This window comes from Plesiocystis pacifica SIR-1 (assembly GCF_000170895.1).
In the GTDB taxonomy this organism is placed as follows: Bacteria; Myxococcota_A; Polyangia; order Nannocystales; family Nannocystaceae; genus Plesiocystis; species Plesiocystis pacifica.
In genome coordinates, this window is sequence record NZ_ABCS01000039.1 from 40823 (window position 1) to 63425 (window position 22603).

Below are 22603 nucleotides of genomic sequence, written 5' to 3' on the forward strand. Positions count from 1 at the left end.
CCACATCGCCGAGCTCGAGCGGGAGGTGGCGAGGATCGAAGCCAAGCGCGAGGCGGAGGGCGAGCGGTGCTAGTTCCCGCCAAGGTCGAGCTTGGGCCGGCGCACGGACTCGGGCACGGTGCTCTCGGCCTCGCGGGGCGCGTGCACGTCGACGTCGCTGCCGAAGCGGTAGCGCGGCTCCTCCTCGGTCGGTGTCGGCTCGAGGATGGTCGCGGCGCGGGCGGGCTCGGCGTTGCGACGAATGAGCACGACGCCGACGATGCCGGCGCCGATGAGGGCGGGGAGGGCGAGGAGGATGAGCCAGGTGGCCACGGCTGAATGATCGGAGATTTGCCGGCCGAACGCACGTCACGAGTGGGCTGCCGCAGAGGGCCCTGGTTAGATCCGGAGTCGCAGCCGCTCGGGCACGTGGAAGATCGAGGGCGACCACTCGAAGCCCTCGTCGACGAGCGCGAGCCCGGGGCAGCGGCGGAGCGAGGTGGCGAGGGCGCTCCTCGTCTCGAGTCGGGCCAGGTGCGCGCCCAGGCAGGTGTGGGGGCCCATCCCCAAGCTGGGGTTGGGTGTCCGCGGCCGCGCGATGTCGCGACTCCTCGACGGCGCTCGGGTTCTCGTTGGAGCCGCCCTCGCTGCTCGGGGTGGCGCAGCTGCTGATGGATCATGTGGGCGAGCAGCCCGGCGATGAGCTGCAGGTCCTCGCCACGTGAGGGCGAGGGGGAGTCGGTGACCGAGTCAACCGAGGCTAGACCCGGGCCTTGGCCTCGCCCTTCGCGTCACGCGGGCGCAGCTCGACGATGGCGCCGCCCTTGGGCAGGGGGAAGGGCAAGTTGTGGTGGCCCAGATCCTGACCGGGGCTCAGCGCCCACTCGTGCCCGCGCAGGAGCATGGCGAGGACCATGTGCATCTCGAGCATGGCGAAGTGCATGCCCAGGCAGGTCCGCGGGCCGCCGCCGAAGGGGATCCACGAAAAGGGCGGCCGGGCGTCGTTCTCGGCCGCGTCCAGCCAGCGCTCGGGGCGGAAGCGGTCGGGCTGGGGGTAGAGCTCGGGGTCGCGGTGGACGCTGCGCGGCCCGATGGCGATGCGCCAGCCTTCGGGGATGGTGAAGCCTCCGTACTCCTCGTCGCGGGTCATCACCCGGAACGCGCCGCCGATCGGCGGGATCAAGCGCATGCTCTCCTTGATGATGGCCTCGAGGTAGGGCATGGCCCGCAGGCTCTCGAGGGTGTAGGCCCGCGTGTCCATGGCGTCTTGCTCGGCCCGGGCCTTGGCGGCGACCTCGGGGTGCTGGGCCAGGTGGAACACGGCGTTGGAGGTCGCGACCACCGTGGTGTCGTGGCCGGCGAAGAGCAGCAGGTGGAGCTCGTCGACGATGGTCGAGCGGGGCAGGGGGCGGCCCTGGTCGTCGCGGACCCGGAGCAGGGTCGAGAGCACGTCGGGGCTGCTCCGCTCCTCGGCGTCGCGGCGGCGCACGAGGTCGTCGAGGACCGTGAACATGCGCTCGCGGGCGGCGACGGCCCGGGCGAAGGCCGTGCCCGGCAGCGCGACCGGGGCGAGCACGAACATGCCGTTGGTGGTGGTCTCGAAGTCGCGGCTGAAGGCGTCGAGCTCGACGCCCAGATCGCTGAACTCACCGAGCACGTAGGTCGCGGTGATCTCGAAGGCGAGGGCGCGCATGCGCGGGACGATGGCGATGGGCCCGAGCTCGGAGTCGGTCTGCCAGCGGCGCAGGTGCTTGCGGGCCACGCGGAGCATGGGCGGGACGCACTCGCCCATGACCGTGCGCTTGAAGTGGGGCGCGAGCAGCTTGCGGCGGGCCTTGTGCTCGTCGCCGTCGATCATCGCCATGCTGGTCTGGCCGAGCAGGCGCTGGATGGCGGGCGACCACTCGTTGCGCAGGTACTTGCCGTCGCCCGCGTAGATCCAGTGGTTGGCCGCGGCCCCGCGCATGAACACCGTCGGCTTGCCGAGGATGTGGGTGTGGAAGATCGAGCCGAAGCGATCGTGGCGGCTCGTGGTGAAGGCGGTGGGGTCGCGGAGGAACTCGATGGTCTCGCCGATGATCGGCAGACCCCGCTTGCCTGGCGGGCGGGGTGAGCCCCCGCCGCGACCCCTTTTAGACGCGCGAAAACCGTCCATGTGCAGCAGCTAGCATACACCCCGGGCCCAAGCCCGAGCTTCGACCCGGGGTGTGGAGGACGCCACGCCTAGCGTCGCTCGGCGAGGACGACTCGCGAGTCGGCGTCGCCTTCGACATCCGCCGTGCACACCGTGAAATGGCGGCGGCGCGCGGGCCCGTGGGCACGGACATCGTCGACGCAGTAGCTCCCCGCGCCGCAGTCCTCGTCGCGGGTGCACGCGACATCGTCAGGCGCGACGCAGCGATCCCGCGCGCACAGCAGGTCGCCCTCGCACTCGTGGTCGGCGATGCAGTGCGCGCACGCGCCGTCGATGCAGGCGCGCCCGTCCGCGCAGGTCTCGGAGCGCTCGCAGGCCTGGGCGTACTCGGGATCGACGGCCTTGCGAAGGCCCGGAGGACGCGCGCTCGACTCTCGCTCCCCAGACTCCGCCAGCGAACGCGTTGGCGAGTGCGGTCGATGTGCGGCGAGGCGGGAGCGGTGCGCGTGCCCGTGGCGCGGCGGAGCCTCGCGCGCGTGATCGTGATCGCCGTGTTCGGTGACCGCGGCGGGTTCGTTGCCCGCGCCGACACCCGCGACCCACCCGAGCAGTCCGCACAGGCCAAACACGAGCACGGCGCCAAGGGTGCGGTGCGGGTCGAGCATCAGAAATGCCCCATGCAGTTGTTGAAGTAGGGCGTCGAGACGTTGATCCCGCGCAGGGCGTTGAACTGCGTGGCGAACTCCCACTGGTGGAAGCTGTCCATGTCGCTCGCGGCCGAGTCGGCCTGGCCCCAGTTATCACCCGCGGGCAGCGAGTCGATCATCTCGTAGATGTCGTAGAGGTTGGCGTCGACGGAGTCGTTGGAGTCGATGATGTCCCAAAAGAAGCGGGTCGTGGCCACGCGCGTGCGCGAGTTGTTGGGCCCGCTCATCCCGCACGAGCCGTCGGCGGTCTCCATGTCCAGGTCGGGGTCGGTGGTGCACTCGTCGGTCGCCTCGTACATGCACAGCCGCGGCTCGTTCGAGCTCGACAACGACCAGTAGGCTCCGACGGCGACCAGGTCGGCGAGGGCCTCGCTGATGGCGAAGCCTCGCCACTCGTGGGACTCGGGCGAGTGCCCCGAGTTCGAGTTGTAGCCCCAGCCGTTGTGGCTGTTGCGCGGCTTGGCGAGGTAGTCGGCGATGTGCCCGGCCTCGTGCGCGGCGTTGATGGTGTTGGTCCGGTTGAAGCCCATCTGGATCCGCTTTTGGGCGCCGTTGGCCCACCCGCCCGAGTCGGGGTGGTCGTAGAGGACCTTGATGCCGGTGAACCGGGACTGCATCAGCCCCGACTTCTTGAGGAAGCCGTAGTAGGAGCGCTGCATCACGTCGTAGAGCGAGGTGAAGCCGTAGGCCGGCACGTTGACCGTGCCGACCGACTGGTTCGACAGCTGGGGGTTCACGGACTTGCGGTAGTACCAGCGGTCCGTCCCGTTGTTTTGGTAGACGATGAAGCGCTGGTTCTTGTCCTCGAAGCGGAAGTAGACGTAGAGGTTCGAGGGCGTCCCCGAGCTCGACCAGCTGCACTCGAAGTCGCCGTTTTTGTCGGTGCCGCACGAGCCGAGGTAGTTGAAGTTTCCGTCGCGGACCTCGAGCCGGGCGTGCCGCAGGGGCTGGGCGGTGTCGTAGTCGGTGCTGTCGTACTTCGAGCCCGCGCAGTCCATGGACGCGCTGTCGCAGTAGCCGCCCGTGCGTTGGGTGAAGGTGAAGCGCCCTTCGATGACGCCGGACGCGGCCGAGGCCTCCGCGCCCCACAGCGCGGCGACCAGGCCGACGCCGAGGGCGGCGCAGGTGCGGGCCTTGCGGTTGCCGAGGGCGGTCATCGGGCACCTCCGATCTCGCCGGTCACGTCGGCGGGCTGGATCGCGGCGAGCCAGGCGTTGTCGTCGGCGGTCGTCGTGCGGCCGTCGACGATCTCGACCCGCCACTCGATCAGGCCGCGGTCCGTGCGGTCCTCGTCGCGCGCCCCGAGGGGGGCCGCGGTGAACTCGAGCTCGAGGGTGTAGAAGCCGTCGGGGACCTCGAAGCGCGGGGCGTGGGAGAACTCGGCTCCGCGCTCGATCCGGGCCTCGACGGCCTCGCTGCGCTCGAGCACGGCGCGGTCGGGGCCGAGCAACGTGGGGTGGAAGCTCAGGGCCACGGGGCCCTCGCTGATGTTCTGCAGGGTCAGCTCGGGGCCGGGGACCCGGGACAGCAGCTCGTGGCCGGTGTCGGCCTCGACGGGGTCGGCGCTGGGGCTCGGCTGGGGAGCAGGCATGCCGGACGCGGGCAGGGCGTGCAGGCCACAGCCGATGGCGAAGCCGAGCAGGCCGACGAGCGCGAGGGGACGCAGACTGGATGAGTCTGTGGAGACGAGTGGTTGTTTGCGGTTCATGGGGACTCCTCCGCGAGCGGTCGACGCTCGGCGGACATCGGGGCAATACCGATGTCGCGCGCATGGATTAACGGCGGGGGAGCTTTCTGAGTCGTGGACGTGGGGCAGGGAGGGCGTGGCGTCGTCCACGACGGCTAAAGTAGACAGAGGGTTGGCCAAACTCGTTTTGGCCGACCCTCTGAGTGGCCCTCGATGACGTGCGCGAGCACGACGAGACACTCGACGAAGTCGGCACTGGGGTGCCGTCTCCGTCGAGCGTCCTCGGGGTCTTTCGTTTGTTGGTGCAGCGGTCGGCGGGTCGACCGGCCGACTAGAGCTCGCCCTCGGCCTTGGCGGCCAGGCCGACGAGGGTGCCCATGCCCCGCTCGTTGCTGGCGAAGTCCTTCCACGCGGCGGCGGTGGTCAGCGCGGCGACCTCGGCGTCGAGGCCGAGCTCGGCCTGGAGCGCCTTGACCTGCTCCTCGCTCATGTGATCGAGGTGGGCGGTGTAGCCCTTGCCGAGCACGCGGCGGCAGTTCTCACAGGTGACGTGGCGGATGTAGAGGGTCTCACCGACGGCGGAGATGGCCAGGTAGGTCTTGCGCTCGGTGTCCGTGCCCTCTTGGTAGAACAGCTTCTCGGCAGACTCGGGCACCTTGACCCTGTCGACGGGGCCGCTGAAGGCCGCGAGCTTGCCGTCCTCGGTGCAGTAGTTGGCGCCGCCCTCGGGGGCCTCGGCGGGGCACTCGGCCAGGCTCGGGGCCTCGGCGCGGGCGGGATCGCTGTCGGCGTCCTCCTCCGGGGTGGTCTCGGTGGCGGTGTCGGGCTTGGCCTCGTCGGCGTCGCTGCCGTCGGTGTTGGGCTTGCTGGTGTCGCTCCCCGAGCCCTTCTTGACGTGGACGACGCAGGCCGTCAGCGCGAGGGGGAGCAAGAGGGCCAGGGAGGCGAGCGCGGTGCGGGTGGGGGAGAGGCGCATGCGCGCAGCCTACCCCTGCGGCCTTCGAGGATCCACGGGGTCAAATCAGCACAGTTGGAGTCAATCGTTAATGATGATCGGCGTGCTCATCCGCTGGCGATCGGGATCCGAGCGTCGCCGCTGGCGACCGGCTCCAGGTCCGCCTCGGCGGCCCTCCGCCGGGCCTGGCTGGCGGGTCATCGAGGGCCCCGCTGCGGATGAATTGGTCGACCGATCAGTTTACGGCGTTAAATGAGCGCCCCCAAAAAATCGGCAGAAAAATCAAATTTTGTCTTGATCGGGAGGAGGTGAGTCGTCTAACAAAGAGGTGGGAGATGTAGGATAAGTCAGTACAGCTCGCACAGTAGCTGACACGTCATACAGAAAACGACATGACCACCAAAACCGCACTTGGAGCCCTCGGAGCCACGATTTTGCTGCTTTCCGCCTGTACTGGAGAGGACGGCGTGGACTCCGCCGAGTTCGGCGGGGATGACGCTGGCGAGACCGGAGCGAGCGACGAGGGCGCAGACGCGGGCGCTGCCGATGGCGGCGGTTCGGCGGACGAGGGCACTGATCCCGAGGGCGGGGAGGGCGACGAACAGGCCGAGGCGATCTGCGCGGCGCTGAGCTTCGACAACATCCTCGACGAGGCCGCGTGCGTGCGGATCCAGGGGCAGAGTGTCGAGCTCGCGGCGGCCGACGAGGTCGAGCTGTGCCGCCGGTTGTGGATCGACCTGTTGGGCTCCTCGCCCACGGACCACGACTACGAGGAGTCGTGCAAGTGGCGGAGCACCGAGGCCATCGTCGACGACTTCATGAGCCGGCCGGACTACGTCCGCCTCGGCCAGCGCCACTGGGCCGACGTGTTCCACTTCACCTCGGCGATCGCTCGCTGGCAGGACATCGCCGACCTCGACGCGAAGGCCGGGGAGCTCTACACCGGCGAGACCTCCCTGGGCGAGTTCGCCGTCGAGGCGACGACCCACCCGGCCTTCCTCGGTCGCTGGGACGGCCTCGATCTGGTCGCCTACAGCTTCCTGGCCTTCCTGGGCCGCGACGCCAACCCGGCCGAGCGCGTGGCCCTGATGCCGCTGTGGCGGATGTGGGACGAGCGCGACACGCCCGATCCTTTCCAGGCCAACGCGCGCGGGGTGGTCCTCGACACCCGCCAGTGCGCCGCGCCCTTCACCGGCCAGTGCCACAGCGAGCTGTGGGGCGACGAGGCCGTGGTCATCGAGACGCCGGTGCCTGGCGACATGGACCCCAACGGCGCCAACGTCATCCCCCACGCCCAGCTCAGCGCCTCGCAGCTCGGCGTGCTGCGCCGCCCCGGTGAGCTCATCGCCGCCCACGAGGCCTTCTACGAGAGCTTCGTCGACGACACCCTCGAGCGCTACTTCGGCTACGACCTCGGCTCGGAGCTGCCGGCGGTGCGCCAGCGCCTGGTCGCGCTCATGGTCGAGACCGGCGGCGACGTCGTGGCCCTCGAGCGGACCATCCTGACCTCGCAGCTCTACGGCGCGAGCAACGAGTACGCCGAGGCCGTCGACGAGAACGAGGACCACTGGGATCCGCCCTACTGGCACGGCCCGCTCAAGCTCATGGACGCCGAGGTCTGGCTGACGACCGCGGCCAAGCTGACCGGCGTCGACCTGGGCCACTGCGACCACCGCTACCCCGAGGTCCAAAGCGGCGCGTCTGGGATGCACCCCCACGACTACCCGCTGACCGCCGAGGGCACCCCGGACTACGGCTTCCGCGACCGCGCGGCCCTGCTCGGCGGCTGCCCGGATCAGGTCGACGCCCTCCGCGAGCTGCGGACCGGGCTGATCGCGGCCCTGACCCAGGCGACGATCACCGAGGAGCTGTGCGGCCTGGCCACGGAGAGCTCGCCGATCTTCCCCCTGGGCGTCATCGAGGACCCCAGCGACAAGACCGAGGACGCGCTGCGCGTCGCCGCCGACCAGGTCTACGCCTCGGCCCTGGTCAAGCCCATCCCGGCCGACGCCATGGACGGGGTCATGGCCGGCGTGGATCTGTGCCGCGACGACCTCAACTGCACGCCGACCGCCTTCGCCACCGAGACCTGCCGGCTGGTGCTCAAGTCCGCCGACCTGATCGCCTACTGAGCTCGACCGACCTTCGCCCGACTTCCGACCGACCGCCCGCTTTGGAGAACCCGCCATGTCCGCCCAGTCCAAGCCCACCCGCAAGCCCCTGCTGACCTCTCGCCGCGACTTCATGCGCGTCGGCGTGGGGGGCCTGGCCGCGGCCTCGGCCGCGCCCTTCATCTGGACGCCGAAGCTGAGCAAGGCCGCCGAGCTGCCCGCGAGCAAGGACAACTACGTCCTGGTCATCAACCTCAACGGCGGCGGGCGGACGGTGCCGATGTTCAACGCCAACGTCGACTCGCGCTGGAACCCCTACGGCTCCCAGCTTGGCGCCGAGGGGACCCACTGGACCGTCGGCGGCGTGTTCCAGGCCGAGGCCTACGCCGACAGCGTGCCCGTGCTCGGCTTCGAGGTGCCCTCGCTGCCGCAGATCAGCAACGAGCTCGCCGTCCTCACCACCATCGACCACGTCCCCGGCGCGGCCACGGGCATCGGCAACCACGCCACGGCGCGCAACGTGATCTCGAGCGGGCGCGAGGCCGGCGGCCCGGGCCTGATGTCGATGATCTACCACGGCCACCACAAGTACAACGTCGGCGTCGGCCAGCCCGCCTTCCCGCCCGTGGTCATCGGCACCGGCGGGGCGACGCTGCCCTTCGGCACGCCCTACGAGTCCATCGCCCCGGTGATGGTGCCCAGCTACTCGGAGTTCGCCGCCCAGTCGGGGGACAACGGCGGCTCCCAGCCCGAGTGGGCCCGGACCCTCGAGGAGTCCCTCGACGGCGCCGCGGCCCTGCGCCGGAGCAACCGCGACCGCGCCCTGCTCGAGCGCATCCGCAAGGGCAAGGGCAACGTCGAGGCCTTCAAGGCCGTGTTCACCCACCCGACCATCGACGTCGAGGGCTCCCTCGACGCGGGCATGCACGGCGTCACCAACCGCATGCTCGAGGCCTGCCTGGGCACCAGCAGCCTGGGCCGCGACCTGGCCCTGGCGCTGCGTTTCATGGGCTTTGGCTCGGCGGCGGTGCTCGTCGAGAGCCGGGGCTGGGACACGCACAGCAACGAGATGGCCTCCTACGAGGCCAACGCCGACGACGTCGCCCGGGCGCTGTCGGGGCTGCGCGTGGCCCTGCAGCTCATGGAGCACCCCGAGGGCGGCAGCTACTGGGATCGCACGCTGATCACCATCACCTCGGAGTTCGGCCGCGACAACGTCATGGGCGGCGGCTTCAACTCGGGCGGCGGCTCGGACCACACCGGCGGCCCCGGCTCGCGCAACCAGGCCTTCCCCTACATGGGCGGACTCGTCAGCCAGGCGGGCCAGCAGTTCGGCGCGACCCACCCCGCGACCATGGAGGTCGAGGCGGGCGAGCCGGCCTTCTCCACCATCTCGCACATGGCCATGATGCTCGCCGTGCTCGAGATTGACCCCGAGCCCTACTTCCCCGGGATCGAGCCGCTGACGGCGATCTTCTAGACCGCGCCGGACCCCTCCACCTGCCGACCCTTTCGCGCCGAGAGATCGAGACGATGACCGCCAAGCCCTCCCTGCTGCTCTCCCTGACCACCCTCAGCACCCTGGCCCTGCTCGCAACCCTGGCCAACGGCTGCGCCGCGCCCGAGAGCGAGGACGCGGTCCTGCTCGGCGAGGGCGAGACCGGAGCCGCGGACGGGGAGGCCGGCGAGGACGCGGGCGATGACGGCGACGGGGACGAGGGCTCCGGCGGGGAGGAGGGCTCGGGCATGCACGAGGCCGTCGAGGAGGCCATGGCGCTGTTCCCCGACTACCCCACGCTGCACGGCGAGGTCATCACCCGGACCTGCACGCCCAACGAGGGCGTGTGCCACAACCAAAAAGAGTACCCGGACCTGCGCACCCCCTCGTCGATGCTGGCGACCATCGGCCAGCGCTGCAACCTCGACAAGGACGACATCACCGACACCTTCGACGGCTGCGAGCCCGTGGGCGATCGCGTGGTCGTGGACCTGACCCCGCCGCCGCTGCCGGACCCGGTGCAGGAGGGGGACGACCCGAACCTTCCCCCGGAGGAGCCGACCCCCGTCGAGCCCGTGCTCGTGACCGCCGAGGTCGCCTACGTCGAGTTCATCACCGACGCCGAGGGCACCCCGGTGTCCGCCGCCGTGCACCTGCGCGAGGCCATCCCCAGCGAGCTCTACGCGGGCGAGCCCCAGGCCGTGACCTTCGAGCGCGAGACGGAGTCGGGGGCCCTGGCCGTGGGCGCGCTGAGCTCGGTGGTCTGGCAGCCCTACGGGCAGGTGCTCGAGATCGCCGACCTGAGCCTGCTGACCGACGCCGAGCTCAACCTGCTCGAGAGCGCCCTGGTCGGCGGCGACCCCAACCGCAACGGGACCTTCGGCGCCGACGACCCCTACGCCCTCGTCGAGCCCGGCGACACGGCGCGCTCTTACCTGCTCCAGCGCCTCCAGGGCAACGTGCCCGGCAGCCCGATGCCCCTGGCCAACCAGCCCCTGAGCTCCGCCGAGGTCATCGCCCTGGCGTGCTGGATCGAGAGCACCGCGGGGGAGGGCGCGGCCGAGGACCTGGGCCTGGCTATCGACTACGCCAACTGCGACTTCGCCCAGACCTTCGGCGGCGGGGCGGTCAGCGGCGGCCACAGCCTCAGCGAGGACGTCCAGCCGATCCTCGATCAGAGCTGCGCCTTCGGGGGCTGCCACGGCGGCACCCAGCCGGCCGCCGACCTCGACCTGAGCGCGGGCAAGGCTTACGACGCGCTGCTCGGCGGCTCGGCCCAGAACCCGGGCCAGGCCCTCGTCGAGCCCGGCAACCCGACCAACAGCTACCTGATGACCAAGCTGACCGGCAACGGCCTGTCGGGGGTGCAGATGCCCAAGGGCGGCGACCCCCTCGACGAGACCTCGATCGGGATCGTCCGCCAGTGGATCATCGAGGGCGCCGCCAACGACTGAGCCACCCCCACGCTTCTCCGACCTCCGACCCCCGACCCCACGCACCCCGAGGAACTTCGCCATGTCGATCCGGCCCTCCAATCACCCCAGCGCCCACAGCTCTGCCTCCCTGTCCCAGTCGTGGAGTCGCTACCCGACCCCGCCGATGACCCGCCCCGCGCGGGAGCCCTGGCGCAGCCGCGACGAGGCCGTGGCCGCGCGTCGAGAGGCCCGCTTTGGCCTCGGCGTGGGTTCGCTGGCCGCGGGCGCGGCGATGCTCGGGGCGCTGCTCACCCTGCTCGGGTCCTCGGGCTGCGCCGACGAGGGAGCGGCGCTCGACGTCGACGGGGACACGATGATGGTCGGCTTTGGCGTGGACGGAGCCGGCGAGACCGACGGCGACGAGGGGGACGACGGGGCCGACTGGATGGGCGAGGACGAGGGGAGCACGGACGGGGCGGACTCGGGCGAGGAAGACGGCGGCGGCGCGGCCCTCGAGCCGTGTACGGGCGTCGACTTGCTGTTCGTCATCGACAACTCCGACACCATGGCCGAGGAGCAGGGCAAGCTGCTCGCCGCCGCCGGAGGCTTCATCGACGACATCGCCAAGCTCGTGCCCGAGGACGTGACCTTCCAAGTCGGCGCCGTGACCACGGACAGCGCCGACCTGGTCCGCAGCCCGGGCGGCGCCGCTTGCAGCTTCTTCGCCGAGTCCGGCCTGCCCTTCATCTCCCACGCCGGGGGCATGAACGCCGCCCTCGACGCGGGCCTGAGCTGCGCCCTGGCCGTGGGCACGGCGGGCAGCCCCGACGAGCGACCGATGGAGATGGCGCTCACCGCCTTGGGGCCCGCGGCCAACGTGGTCGGCGGCCCCGAGCCCGGGGCGAACATGGGCTTCGTGCGCGACGACTCGGCGCTGGTGGTGGTGCTGTTGACCGACGAAGAGGACGACCTCGAGACCGTGACGGCGTGGGGCTCGGCGGGCAACCCGGACAGCTGGGCCGACGAGCTGAGCACCATCGTCGAGGGCGTCGACGATCGCGTGTCCGTGCTCAGCCTCGTGGGTCACGCCAAGCCCAACGCTTGCCCCGGCTTCCAGTGGGACGGCAAGGAGGGCGCCGAGCTGGCGCCGCGGCTCATCGAGTTCACCCAGCGCTTCACCCACGGGATGGTGGGCGACGCGTGCGCGACGAGCTACGGGGACTTCTTCGCGGAGGCCGCGTTCGCGGTCGCGGGCGCTTGCGGGGTCTGAGCGGGCGCCCCGAAAGAGGCGACAGCGTCGCGGAGCTGAGCCATCATGGGGCATGACTTCGCGACGCGTTGTTACATCGACTGCGACGATGACCCGAGCACGACCGTCGTCGCGCACAGCTCCCAGGTGCATTCCGCGAAGCTGAGCGCCTGGCGGGTCGTGGCGGGGTTCGGATCGGCGAGCGGTGGCAGCTGCGGCGCCCAGCCCTGGTAGGGCTAGCGAGCAAAGGTCGCGCGCAGCAGCGAGGGCTTGGTGATCATCCCGAGCAGGCGCCCGTCCTCGACCACCGGCAAGATCGTGATGTGCTTGTCGACCATCGCGCTGGCGACCGCGTCCGAGCCCGCGTCGGGCCCGACGACCACGGGCGACGCGCTCATGATCTGACGGACCTCGGTCCCGGCGATCTTGTCGAGCTCGCGCTGGAGGCGACCGGGGGGCTCGAGGGGGATGGTGAAGTCCATGATGCTCAGGACCGAGGGCAGGTGGACCCGCTTTTCGCGGAACACCAGATCCATCGAGGTGACCACGCCGACGAGGGCGCCGCGTTCGACCACGCAGGCGCCCTCGGAGCCTTCGCGCAGCAGGGTCTCGGCGAGCTCGCGGACCGAAGCATCGGGGCTCACTGTGAGGGGGGCGACCATCAGCTCTCGGGCTTGCATCGCGGCGATGATCCCGGAGATGGGGCCGGGACGCGGCGGCAAAAGTTGGGCCCGCCGGGCTCGGTGGGGGTCAAAAATTGCGCAGCGTTGCCGGAGCACCGAAGGCGTGTCAGCTTGGGCCCAGAGCGTCGGCCGATGCACCGCTGAGCACCCGAATCCACCTCTGTTCCCGCTGAAGCCGCGCTTTGGCGGGGGAGTCGCGCCTTCGCGCCATGGTCGCCCGACCCCCAGATGGGAGCGGGGCAGGCCGCGGCGCGGCCTCGTCGGGAGCTCAGCATGTCCCCTCGCTCACGCCGCCCGGGTCTCCGGGTCGGCCTCATCTCCGATATCCACGCCCACCTCGACCACCTCGAACGCGCCCTGACCATCCTCGAAGCCGCCGGAGTCGACCGGGTCGTCTGCCTCGGCGACGTGGTCGAGAAGGGCCCGCGGCCCGACGCCGTCGTCGAGCGCCTCGAGGCCCTGTATATCCCCACGGTCCAGGGCAACCACGACGCCAACGCGGTGCGCCACGCCGGCCTCGAGCCCCGCGGATGTGGCATGAGCCGCGACACGGTGCGCTGGCTCGACGCCCTGCCGCGCACGCGCAGCTACACTTGGGCGGGCAAGCAGATCGCCCTGGCCCACGCCTCCCTCGCCGAGGACTACACCGGCGTCCGCCCCGGCATGGTGCCCAAGCGCATGCGGCGATGCCTGCGTCGCCACGACCCCGACGTGGTCGTGCTCGGCCACACGCACATCCCGATGCGCTTTCGCTGGGCCCACCACTGGCTGTGCAACCCCGGCTCGGTGACCAAGGGGCGCTGCGCCCTCGGCCCGACCTGCGCGGTCCTGGTGCTGCCCGCGATGACCCTCGAGGTCTACTCGATGCGCACGGGGGGCGCGGTCTCGCTGCGATGAGAGTGGTTCAATGGGTCCCGGGTGAGGATGGCCCCGGCCCGGGGCGTCGGGGGCGTGAACCGCCCGCGCTCGGCCGGGGACCACAGCGAGCGATGGCACGTCTTCCCGCGTTCACGGCCCTGTCCGCCCTGCTTTGCCTGCTCGCCGCCCCGGGCTGCACCCAGACCGAGGAGTACGAGGTCGAGGTCCTCGAGTCGGTGTGCATCGAGGAGACCGGCATCGAGGGCGGAGACACCCAGCTCACCCTCGAGGTGGCCTTCGACGCCTGCCTGAGCTCGAGCTGCGACAAGCTGGTCGACGCGAGCTGCGAGGTCGAGCTGGTCGACGGCGTGCTCGAGGTCAGCGGCTCCGCGACCATCGAGGCCCAGACCAACGGCAGCTGTACGGCCGACTGCGGCGCGGTCACGGCCGAGTGCTCGATCACGGTCCCCGTGGACACCTACCTCGTCCGCGCCGGGGAGGCCGAGATGGAGTACGAGGTCGGCGGCGAGCCCATGGAGTGCGGGTTCTGAACCACTCGAAGGATTGAGGAGACCCCGATGAAGTCGATGAAGCGCCTGTCCATTGCCCTGTCCGCGTGCGCCCTGCTGAGCCTCGGCGCGTGCTCCCTGAGGACCGAGACCTCCGAGGTCGAGACCCTCGAGCAGATCTGCGTCGAGTCCGAGGCCGTCGTCGACGGCGAGGCCACGCTGAACTTCGACGTCGGCTTCGCCGCGTGCATGAGCTCGAGCTGCGACTCGCTGCAAGAGTCCAGCTGCGAGGTCGAGCTGGTCGACGGCGCGCTCGTGGTCACCGGCGTGGCGGTGATCGAGAGCCAGGCTGGCGGCGCGTGCACGGACGACTGCCAGACGCCGGAGGCGGGGTGCAGCATCACCGTGCCCGAGGGCACCTACGTCATCAGCGGGGTCGAAGAGGACTTCGAGTACACCGTCGGCGCCGCCCAAGACTGCGGCTTTTGACCACGAAAGGGCGGCTCAGTCGTTTCGCTCGAGCCACGCGTCGATGGCCGCCAGGGTCTCGGCGTCGTCGGCGTAGCCTTCGCGGGCGAGCTCGGCGAGCGCGATGGTCTCTGGGCTGGGGCCGTCGAGCTGCGCGCGCGCGCGGGCGAGGACCCAGCGCGAGGGCGCGAGCTGCTCGGCCGACTTGCCCGCCTTCGTCCACGCGTCGACGACCCGCTGCGCCAGCTCGCTCGCCTCGCGCGCCCGGCCCTGCTCGAGGGCGACCTGGGCGAGCGAGGCCACGACGCCGAGGGTGCGGTCGGCCTCGGGCCCGTCCGCTTGCTCGCGGATCGCCAGCGCGGCCTCGAACTCGTCCCGCGCCAGGGCGAGCTCGCCGGCTTCGAGGTGGAGCTCGCCGATGCCCGAGCGGGTCGTGGCGACGCGGGGGTGCTCGGGGCCCAGGGTCTTCTCGCGAATGGCGAGGGCGCGCTCGTAGTGCTCGAGGCCGCCCGCGTGGTCGCCCTGGGCGCTGAGCACGAAGCCGAGGTTGTTGAGGGGCTTGGACAGCTCGGGGTGCTCGGGGCCCAGGTTGGCCTCGTAGAGCCGGACGATGCGCTCGTAGAGGGCCTGGGCCTCGGGGTAGGCTTCTCGTCGCGCGTTCAGGTTGGCCAGGCCCATGAGAGAGTGCCCGAGGTGCTGGTCGTCGGGGCCGTAGTGCTTCTCGAGCAGGGCGAGGGACTCCTCCGAGAGCGCGCGCGCCTGGTCGAAGTCCCCCTGGTCGCGGTGGAGCGAGGCGAGGTTGGACAGGGCGTGGGCGACCTCGGGGTGCTCGGGCCCCAGCGATCCGCGCAAGGCAGCGAGCGCGGCCTCGTAATTCTCGAGGGCCTCGTCGTGCTCCCCGAGGGTCCGGTTCACCGTGGCGAGGGCGTTGAGGGCGTTGGCCGTGTCCGGGTGGTGGCTGCCGAGGGCGGCGCGGTGGAGCGCGACGGCCTCGGTGAGTTGCTCGCGGGCGCGGGCGTAGTCGCCGGCGCCGTAGCAGGCGGTGCCCAGGTTGACCCGCTCCTGGGCGACGGTCGGGTGCTCGGGGCCCAGCGCCCGCTCCTCGATGGCGAGCGCGGCCTCGAAGCCCTCGACGGCCCCGGCGTAGTCCCCCGCCGCGTAGCGAGACGAGGCGAGGTCTCGGCGCAGCTTGGCGAGGCCGAGGTCGTTCGCGTCCCCGCTGAGCGCGAGCAGGGCCTGGGCGCTCTTGGACCACACGACGCCCTCTTCCAGCCGCGACTGCTGATAGCCCACGACGAACACGAGCTCCGAAGCCAGGGCCGCGGCCTCGGACCAGCTGCGCGAGCCGACGGCGAGGACGTAGCCCTCGATGGCGAGGCGCTCGGCCTCCTCGTTGTTCGCCAACAACTTGTGCGACTGGACCTCGCCGAGCAAGGCGGCGATCTGCAGCGGCGGCCAGGCCAGGGCGTCGGCTTGCTCGCGGGCGCGCCGGGCCGTCTCGAGGCTCTCGGCGTACTTCCCGGCCACGCGCAGGTAGGTGCCCTCGCTGAGGGACTGGCGGGCGGCGAGCATCTGACCGCGCTGGGCGGCGGGCGGCGGCGCGGGCATGGTGGCGAGGACCGCCTCGTCGGTGCAGGCGGCCATGGCGTTGAGGCTGGCGACCGCGCGCACGGCCTGGGGGACCACGCTCGCGTCGGCCTGGGACAGCTGGGTGACCACGGTCGAGAGCTGAATCCGGCCGTCCTCGAGGCACCACAGCGCCTTGTCGTAGGTCTGCGCGTCCCAGCTGCCCTCGACCTCGCCCCGGGTGCAGGCCTCGACGCTGCCCGCCCGCCACTCGCGGGCCTCGCCGTCGAGCCAGGGCATGATCTGCTCGACGACCTCGGCGGCGTAGGGCTCCCCGGTGTCGATCAACCCCGCGCGCAGCTCCTCTCGCCGGGCGTCGTTCCACACGGCGTCGATCGACTCGCCCGCGGCTTCGCAGCTCGCCACGCGCTGCTGGTGTTCGTAGCGCTGCTGGCCCGCGAGGCCGGCTGCGATGGCCGCGAGCGCGCCGACCCCCGCGAGGGCCCAGCGGCGGCCTCGCCTGGACCGCTCCCGCGCCAGGCCGCGATCGAGGAGCTCGAGCAGCGCGCGCAGGCTCGGGTGGCGTTGGTCGGGCTCGAAGGCCAGGCCCTTGGCGCAGGCTCGACGGACCCAGCGCGGCACGCCGACTTGCGGCGGAGGCGACCGCAGCTCGCCCCGGCGCGTGGCGATGGCGAGGGCGAACACGGAGTCGCCGGCGAAGGGGCGCTCGCCGTGGAGCAGCTGCCACAAGCTGACGCAGAAGGAGAACTGATCGGCCGCCGCCTCGACGCGCTCGCCCGCGAACTGCTCGGGGGCCATGTAGGCCGGCGTGCCCAGCAGCGCCCCGGCGTGGGTCACCTGGGCCTCGAGGCGCGTGGTCCCGAGCTGCGGCTCGACGGCGGGGCGCTGCTCGTCCGGCGTCGCGCTCGGCCCGTCGCGGTGGGCCCGGGCCAGGCCAAAGTCCATGACCCGGACGACGCCGTCGTCTCCGACCATCACGTTGTCGGGCTTGAAGTCGCGGTGCAGCAGGCCGACCTCGTGGGCCGCGGCCAGGCCCTCGCCGGCTTGGAGCATGAGCGCGAGGACCTCGCGCCAGCCGGCCTTGGTCGCGCGCTTCCACTCGCTCAGGGTCTGGCCGTGGACGAACTGCATGGCCACCCACACGCGCTCGCCGACGGTGCCCACGTCGTAGACGGCCACGACGTTGGGGTGGGTCAGCTTGGCGAGGGCCTGGGCTTCGCGGAGCAGGCGGGCGCGGGCCTGGGCTGCCCCCGTGCCCTCGGCCTTGGCCGGGAGCAGCAGCTTGAGGGCGACGCGGCGATCGAGCTCGGGATCGTAGGCCGCGTAGACGACCCCCATCGCCCCGGCCCCGACCCGGTCCAGGATCACGTAGCGATCGACGAGCTCGCCCCGCGCGAGGGCAGGGGCCCGCGCGTCTGCGCGCGCGGTCTCGCTCGAGTCCAGCGTCTGCTCCGGCCCGTGGACCTCGAGGGTCTCGGCGAGGGACTCGGGATTCGAGCGGGCCTCGCCGGCGATCTCCGGGCTGGGACGCTCAGCCGGGTCGGCACCAGCTGTCGGCTCGAGCGAGTTCCTCACGCGTCTTCATCCTCTCGTCCGCCCACCCACGGCGGGGCCGAGTCCATCCAGGCTGACCGGGCCCCAGCCACGGCGTGAAATGAGTCTACAGGCTCCGCGGCCTCGGTGGGCGCGCCGGCCACGAGAGAGGCGCGCGCTGTCTGTAAGCGCTTACCGTGCGCGTCTGTCGTGCTTTAGGTGTAGCTGTCGTGGCGGCGCAGCCAGGCCATGGAGTAGGGCAGCTCGTCCTCGTCTCGACCCTTCGGAACGAGGTCCATGTAGTGGTAGGCGCCGTTGAGCATGTCGAGGCCGCGGGCGTAGGTCGAGTAGGTGTGGAAGATGCGCCCCTGCTCGTCCCGGGTGAACACGCTGGCGCCCGGGGCCTCGGTGCTCGGGAAGCCCTTCTTGGCGTAGTTGTAGATCGCCTCGCCCGCGTCGAGCTCCGCGCGGGTGAAGCTCACCTGGTAGTCGCGGTTGAAGGTGCTGCCCATGGACGAGAGCCAGCGAAAGCCCCAGCCCATGCGCGCCTTGTAGGCCTCGAGCTTGGCCACGGGCGCGTTGGACACGGCGACGAAGCTGATGTCTCGGGCGTTGAGGTGGACCACGGTGCCGTCGTAGTTGTCGGCCCAAAACGAGCAGCTCGGGCAGCCCTCGTCCCAGTCGGGCCCAAACATGAAGTGCTGGACGATGAGCTGGCTGCGGCCCTCGAACAACTCGGCGAGGGCGTGCTCGCCGGCCGCGTCCGTGAACCGATAGTCGGCCTCGACGCGCACCCAGGGCATGGCGCGGCGCTTGGCGTTGAGCTCGTCGCGGAGCTTGGACATGCGCTTTTCTTCGGCGAGCAAGGCGGCGCGGGCTTCGAGCCACTCGGCCCGGGTGACGATGCGGGGCTGCGTCATGCACGCAGCTTACGATCTGCGCGTTGGTGACGGCCAGGGGCCGCTCGGCTTGCCAGCGTGTCCCTCGGCTGCCATGCACGGGACATGAACCAGGGGCGAGGCTCGGTGGCGATCGTGGGCGCGGGCGTGGGCGGACTCGCCTGCGCGCGAGTGTTGGGCGAGGCGGGCTGGCGCGTCAGCGTGTTCGACAAGTCCCGGGGCCTCGGCGGGCGCTGCAGCACGCGGCGCGCGAGCGTGGACGGGCTGACCCTGCGCTTTGACCACGGCGCCCAGTACTTCACCGCGCGCACGCCCGCGTTTCAGGCCGTGGTCGAGGCGGGGCTCGAGGCCGGCTCGCTCGCGCGCTGGCGGCCGCGCCTGATCGCCGTCGAGGGCACGCTCGCCGCGGGGCGCTCGGCCGTCGAGGATGAGACCCCGCGCTACGTCGGCGTCCCGGGGATGAGCGCCCTGGGCAAGCTGCTCGCGGCCCGAGCGGGCGTGGACGAGGCGCGGGTGCATCGAAAGCGGCGCATCCAGGCCCTCGAGCGCGGGGTCCAGGGGTGGACCCTCGTCGACGAGGCCGGCGAGCGCAGCGAGGGCTTCGAGGCGGTGCTGCTCAACCTGCCCAGCGCCCAGGCCACCCCCCTGCTCGAGGCCCACGCCCCCGCGCTCGCCGAGCGCAGCCGGGCGTGCACCTTCGAGCCTTGCTGGGCGGGGATGCTGCGCCCCGAAGACCCTGCGCTCGATCTCGGCTTCGACGCGGCCTTCGTGTCGGGCGGGGCCTTTTCGTGGGTCGCCGACGGGGGCAGCAAGCCCGGGCGCAGCGGCGGCGCGGCGTGGGTGCTGCACGCGGATCCGGACTGGACCCGAGCGCATCTCGAGGAGCCGGCCGAGGCCGTCGCGCGGGAGCTGCACGCGCGCTTCGAGGCCCTCGTCGGTCGCTCGATCCCCGCGGCCCACCGCAGCGCGCACCGCTGGCGCTTCGCCAAGCCCGAGGGCATCCCCGAGCCGCACCTGCTCGACGCCGATCTGGGCCTGGGCGTGTGCGGAGATTGGTGCGGCGGCCCGCGGGTCGAGGGCGCGTTCACCTCGGGGCGCAGTCTCGCGCAGGCCTGGCTCGCGGCCCGGACGGCTTAGTCGGCGAGGGCGCGGTCGATCGCCGCGCGCAGCCGGCCCTCGGCGGCCTCGTCGTAGCCGGCCTGGACCGCGGCGACGTTACCGGCGCGGTCGATGACGTAGGTCGTCGGCATCTTCGGGGGCGCCCAGGCGTCGGCGATGGCGTGGTCGAGGTCGTGCACGAGGTGGAAGCTGACCGCGACCCGCTCGGCGAATTCGCGCATGGCGGCCTCGTCTTCGTCGACGGACACGCCGACGATCACGAGCGCCTCGCCGTAGGCTCGGGACAGGCCCTCGAGGGTGGGCATGGCGGCCTCGCAGGGCTCGCACCACGAGGCCCAAAAGTCGACGATGACGACCTTGCCGCGGAGCTCGGCGAGGCTCACGGGGGCGCCGGACAGGTCCTGGCCGGCGAGGGCGGGGGCGGCCTGGCCGACGGCGTCGCTCGGGGCCGCGGTCTTGGTCCCGCCGTCGCAGGCGAGGGGCATGGCGAGCAAGGCCGCGCACAGGAGCAGGGAGTGGGGTCGTGGGAGGGCCCGGGTCATGGTCATGGTCGTGGTCATGGCTCAGAAGCTCGCGTGGAGGCTCAAGGTGCCCTGGCCCGCGAGCACGCGGTCGAGGCCAGGGAAGTCGTCGTAGCCGTAGTAGATGAGCTCGGTGTGCAGGCCCGCGCCCAGCTCGACGGGGGCGCGGGCGAGCTCGCGGCGCCAGTCGATGAGCAAGGTGCCGCCGTGGTCGAACATCGAGGACAGCTCGCGGTCGCGGGTCACGAAGGCCGGGAGCGCGGCGAGCTCGTAGCGCGAGCGGTAGAACCACGCCGCGCCCTGGAAGTAGGCCCGGTAGCCGAGCTCGAGCAGCACGCTGCGGCCGAGGACGACGCGCAGATCGGCGAGGGCGGTGTGGGACTGGAGCCGCCAGCTGTCGTAGTAAAAGCGGTAGCCCGCGCCCACGGACGCGCGCTTGCCCAGGGCCTGGCGCAGGCGCAGCGACGCGGCCTGGCGGTAGCGCTGCTCCGGGGCGACCTCCGGCACGCACAGCGGCGTGAGGCCGGCGCAGCGCGGCGAGCCGCCGAGGCCGACCCAGCGGTAGGGGCTCGCGTGGTAGCCGAAGCTGCTGCGCTGCTCGACGGCGACTTGCAGCAGCGTCCCGCGCCCGAGCAGCTGGGTGATGCCGAGCCACGCGCTGACCGTGCGCAGCGGTCGACGAAAGCCCGGGTCGCCCGCGCGCCCGACCCGATCTTCGCTCAGCGACGCGCGCCCTTCGACCCGGAGGTTGCGCTGCAGCCCCTCCCAGGCGACGCCGAGGGTGGGCCCGTGGGAGGCGTAGTCCGCCTCGAGGGACACGCGGTAGGCCCCGGTCAGCTGCACGCTCCCGCGCTCGTGGTCGACGGCCAGATCGATGGCGTCGCGGCGCTCTTCGACGAGGGGGCTCGCGGCCGTGCGGATGTCGACGGAGGCGCTGGTCCACACGTCGGCGGAGTAGACGAAGTCGAGGCCGGTGCGCCCGAAGTCCTGGCGGAAGCGGATCCGCGGGGCGACCACCGTGGTGCCGTCGCTGTCGCTGCGCACGTAGAGGGAGCCGGCGACCTCGCGCTCGACTTCCCGCTCGAGCTTGGGGGCTCGGGAGGGCTCGGGGTCGGCCTCGGCGACCGGGGCGGTCTCGCCCTCCGGCTCGGGTGCGAGGACGGCCTGCGCCCGGCCGACGCCAAAGCAAACGCTGACTATCGCGGTAAACGCGACGATCTGGATGAGCCGGTGCATGCGTGGAGCTGGCGGAGCCTAGTGGATATGAAAACGATTGTCATCTTCATGTTTGAGTGCTACATCCTCCGTCGATGCGCGCACATGTCGCCGCCTGCGCGGCAGCTTGCCTGCTGCTGACCGCTTGCGCGTCGGATCCGAGCACCCTGCCCGCGCCCGACTACGAGCTGTTCCGGTCCGAGGTCTACCCGGTCCTGCTCCGGGACTGCGGCATGAGCAACTGCCACGGCGACGAGGAGCGCTTCTTCGTGGTCTGGGGCCCGGGGCGGACTCGGCTGCCCGTGGATCCCTCCGAGCTCGACGAGGAAGACGCGGCCCCGAGCCCCTTCGATCCGCCGACGGAAGAGGAGATGTGGCTGAGCTACCAGCGGGCGCGGGCGGCCCTCGTCCACGGGGGCGAGGGCCTCGAGGAGGCGCCGCTGCTGGTCAAGCCCCTCGAGGGTCGCGGCCACGGGGGCAAGGACCGCTGGGATCGCAACCCGTGGTCTCGGGAGGACGCGCGCTGGCAGCTCGTGCGGGGCTGGGCCGCGGGGGAGATCACCTTCGACGGGGGGCCGCAGCCGTGAACGCGATGGTGTTCGTCCTGGCCGCGCTGGCCTACTCCAACCCCAAGCTGTTCGACGCCCCGGCCCACGAAGGCGGCGGGGCGGGGCGCTACTACACGGGCTCGCGCGGGGACGGCTACGGCTGCGACGCCTGCCACGGCGGCGGCGCGAAGGACTTCGCCCTCGAGGTCGAGGGCCTCCCGCTCGGGGGCTGGGCCGCGGGCGCGACCTACACCCTCGACATCGCGTGGTCGCCGACCATCGAGCACGCGTCCGTGCTCGCAGAGTTCACCGACGGGGACGGCCGAGCCGTGGGCTCGCTGAGCTTGCCCCCGGAGGATCTGCTGACGCCGCCGGAGCTGTGCGGCAGCGGGAACCGGGCGGCGAAGCAGGTCGAGCTCGAGGACGAGCGCGTGTTGTTGACCATCGGCGACTGCGGGGCGCACCGCCTGCGCGCGCAGTGGCAGGCGCCCGACGAAGCGAGCGTGGGCCCGATCAACCTGCACATCGCCGCGGTCGCGGGCGATGGTTCGGGGGACGCGTCGGGGGACTCCGTCGCCCTGGAGAACCGCGAGCTGCGACCCCTGGGCTACGCCGAACAAGGCTGCCAGATCGCCGACACGCCGGAGCGAGGCCGCTGGGGGCTGCTCGCGCTGGGCCTGCTCGGCCTCGCGGGCCTGCGTCGACGCTCGACGCTGGCTGCGGTGGCCGTCGTCGCGGCTCTGAGCGCGAGCGCCTGCGTCAACGTCCAGCCCTACGAGCGCGGCCGCCTCGCGCAGCCCGACATGGAGCTGGAGCTCGACGCGGATTTGATGGCCGGGCCGCACCACGCGGTCGAGTATCGAGAGGGCTCGGCGGGGGCGCTCGGGGGCGCCGGAGGTGGCTGTGGCTGCAACTGAGCGCCTTGGAG

At 71.7% G+C, this 22603-nt stretch carries 22 protein-coding genes; 10 read left to right on the forward strand and 12 right to left on the reverse strand.

The genetic code is table 11. The annotated features are described in order from the left end of the window. Window positions 1-69: 69 nt before the first annotated feature. From PPSIR1_RS20205 to PPSIR1_RS20230, 7 genes are all read right to left on the reverse strand, one after another. On the reverse strand, window positions 70-312 hold the full coding sequence (locus tag PPSIR1_RS20205; RefSeq protein WP_006972988.1) for a hypothetical protein: 243 nt from the start codon (window positions 310-312) through the stop codon (window positions 70-72). Window positions 313-378: 66 nt separating this feature from the next. Beyond that, window positions 379-543 (reverse strand): hypothetical protein, encoded by a 165-nt coding sequence (locus PPSIR1_RS48085; RefSeq protein WP_006972989.1) that lies wholly within the window; start codon window positions 541-543, stop codon window positions 379-381. A 196-nt stretch (window positions 544-739) separates the two neighbouring features. Beyond that, window positions 740-2134 (reverse strand): cytochrome P450, encoded by a 1395-nt coding sequence (locus tag PPSIR1_RS20210; protein ID WP_006972991.1) that lies wholly within the window; start codon window positions 2132-2134, stop codon window positions 740-742. Window positions 2135-2202: 68 nt separating this feature from the next. Continuing rightward, a complete protein-coding gene (locus tag PPSIR1_RS20215; protein ID WP_006972992.1) occupies window positions 2203-2778 on the reverse strand; it encodes a hypothetical protein in 576 nt (191 codons plus the stop codon). After that, window positions 2778-3977, reverse strand: a complete 1200-nt coding sequence (locus PPSIR1_RS20220; protein ID WP_006972993.1) for a hypothetical protein — start codon at window positions 3975-3977, stop codon at window positions 2778-2780. The genes PPSIR1_RS20215 and PPSIR1_RS20220 overlap by 1 nt, the downstream gene beginning before the upstream one ends. Further along, window positions 3974-4528: a hypothetical protein gene (locus tag PPSIR1_RS20225; protein ID WP_006972994.1), complete on the reverse strand. Its 555-nt coding sequence runs from the start codon at window positions 4526-4528 to the stop codon at window positions 3974-3976. The genes PPSIR1_RS20220 and PPSIR1_RS20225 overlap by 4 nt, the downstream gene beginning before the upstream one ends. Before the next feature lie 310 nt (window positions 4529-4838). Further along, a complete protein-coding gene (locus tag PPSIR1_RS20230; RefSeq protein ID WP_006972996.1) occupies window positions 4839-5483 on the reverse strand; it encodes a hypothetical protein in 645 nt (214 codons plus the stop codon). 446 nt (window positions 5484-5929) lie between these two features. Between PPSIR1_RS20230 and PPSIR1_RS20235 the strand changes: the two genes are divergently transcribed. From PPSIR1_RS20235 to PPSIR1_RS48095, 4 genes are all read left to right on the forward strand, one after another. Beyond that, on the forward strand, window positions 5930-7594 hold the full coding sequence (locus PPSIR1_RS20235; RefSeq protein ID WP_006972997.1) for a DUF1549 domain-containing protein: 1665 nt from the start codon (window positions 5930-5932) through the stop codon (window positions 7592-7594). Window positions 7595-7649: 55 nt separating this feature from the next. Then, window positions 7650-9053: a DUF1501 domain-containing protein gene (locus tag PPSIR1_RS20240; protein ID WP_006972998.1), complete on the forward strand. Its 1404-nt coding sequence runs from the start codon at window positions 7650-7652 to the stop codon at window positions 9051-9053. A gap of 53 nt (window positions 9054-9106) precedes the next feature. Continuing rightward, window positions 9107-10525, forward strand: coding sequence for a hypothetical protein (locus PPSIR1_RS48090; RefSeq protein ID WP_006972999.1), 1419 nt, complete (start codon window positions 9107-9109; stop codon window positions 10523-10525). 61 nt (window positions 10526-10586) lie between these two features. Beyond that, on the forward strand, window positions 10587-11756 hold the full coding sequence (locus PPSIR1_RS48095; protein WP_045116390.1) for a hypothetical protein: 1170 nt from the start codon (window positions 10587-10589) through the stop codon (window positions 11754-11756). Window positions 11757-11971: 215 nt separating this feature from the next. Here the strand turns inward: PPSIR1_RS48095 and PPSIR1_RS20255 are convergent, their stop codons facing one another. Next, on the reverse strand, window positions 11972-12415 hold the full coding sequence (locus PPSIR1_RS20255) for a CBS domain-containing protein (protein WP_045116400.1): 444 nt from the start codon (window positions 12413-12415) through the stop codon (window positions 11972-11974). Window positions 12416-12691: 276 nt separating this feature from the next. On the opposite strand from PPSIR1_RS20255, the gene PPSIR1_RS20260 reads away from it, so the two are divergent. From PPSIR1_RS20260 to PPSIR1_RS20270, 3 genes are all read left to right on the forward strand, one after another. After that, entirely contained in the window at window positions 12692-13315 is a 624-nt protein-coding gene (locus PPSIR1_RS20260) for a metallophosphoesterase family protein (RefSeq protein WP_157595753.1), read from the forward strand. 92 nt (window positions 13316-13407) lie between these two features. Continuing rightward, window positions 13408-13827, forward strand: a complete 420-nt coding sequence (locus PPSIR1_RS20265; protein WP_006973004.1) for a hypothetical protein — start codon at window positions 13408-13410, stop codon at window positions 13825-13827. 27 nt (window positions 13828-13854) lie between these two features. Further along, entirely contained in the window at window positions 13855-14274 is a 420-nt protein-coding gene (locus tag PPSIR1_RS20270) for a hypothetical protein (protein ID WP_006973005.1), read from the forward strand. 15 nt (window positions 14275-14289) lie between these two features. Here PPSIR1_RS20270 and PPSIR1_RS20275 read toward each other — a convergent pair whose 3' ends face one another. Both PPSIR1_RS20275 and PPSIR1_RS20280 read right to left on the reverse strand, forming a co-directional pair. Next, window positions 14290-17415, reverse strand: a complete 3126-nt coding sequence (locus PPSIR1_RS20275) for a serine/threonine-protein kinase (protein ID WP_006973006.1) — start codon at window positions 17413-17415, stop codon at window positions 14290-14292. A gap of 173 nt (window positions 17416-17588) precedes the next feature. After that, window positions 17589-18293: a DUF899 domain-containing protein gene (locus tag PPSIR1_RS20280; RefSeq protein WP_006973007.1), complete on the reverse strand. Its 705-nt coding sequence runs from the start codon at window positions 18291-18293 to the stop codon at window positions 17589-17591. 84 nt (window positions 18294-18377) lie between these two features. On the opposite strand from PPSIR1_RS20280, the gene PPSIR1_RS20285 reads away from it, so the two are divergent. Then, window positions 18378-19409, forward strand: coding sequence for an NAD(P)/FAD-dependent oxidoreductase (locus tag PPSIR1_RS20285; RefSeq protein ID WP_006973008.1), 1032 nt, complete (start codon window positions 18378-18380; stop codon window positions 19407-19409). On the opposite strand, the gene PPSIR1_RS20290 is transcribed toward PPSIR1_RS20285, so the two are convergent. Together PPSIR1_RS20290 and PPSIR1_RS20295 are read right to left on the reverse strand one after the other, a co-directional pair. Then, entirely contained in the window at window positions 19406-19951 is a 546-nt protein-coding gene (locus PPSIR1_RS20290; RefSeq protein WP_006973009.1) for a TlpA family protein disulfide reductase, read from the reverse strand. The two genes, PPSIR1_RS20285 and PPSIR1_RS20290, sit on opposite strands and share 4 nt — an antisense overlap. Window positions 19952-19954: 3 nt before the next feature. Further along, the gene (locus PPSIR1_RS20295; protein ID WP_006973010.1) at window positions 19955-21148 is read right to left on the reverse strand and encodes a DUF3570 domain-containing protein; all 1194 of its coding nucleotides are present in this window, start codon (window positions 21146-21148) and stop codon (window positions 19955-19957) included. 74 nt (window positions 21149-21222) lie between these two features. Between PPSIR1_RS20295 and PPSIR1_RS20300 the strand changes: the two genes are divergently transcribed. Both PPSIR1_RS20300 and PPSIR1_RS43295 read left to right on the forward strand, forming a co-directional pair. Further along, on the forward strand, window positions 21223-21714 hold the full coding sequence (locus tag PPSIR1_RS20300) for a hypothetical protein (RefSeq protein WP_006973011.1): 492 nt from the start codon (window positions 21223-21225) through the stop codon (window positions 21712-21714). A 5-nt stretch (window positions 21715-21719) separates the two neighbouring features. Continuing rightward, window positions 21720-22592, forward strand: a complete 873-nt coding sequence (locus PPSIR1_RS43295; RefSeq protein WP_232296515.1) for a DUF4266 domain-containing protein — start codon at window positions 21720-21722, stop codon at window positions 22590-22592. Window positions 22593-22603 lie beyond the last annotated feature (11 nt).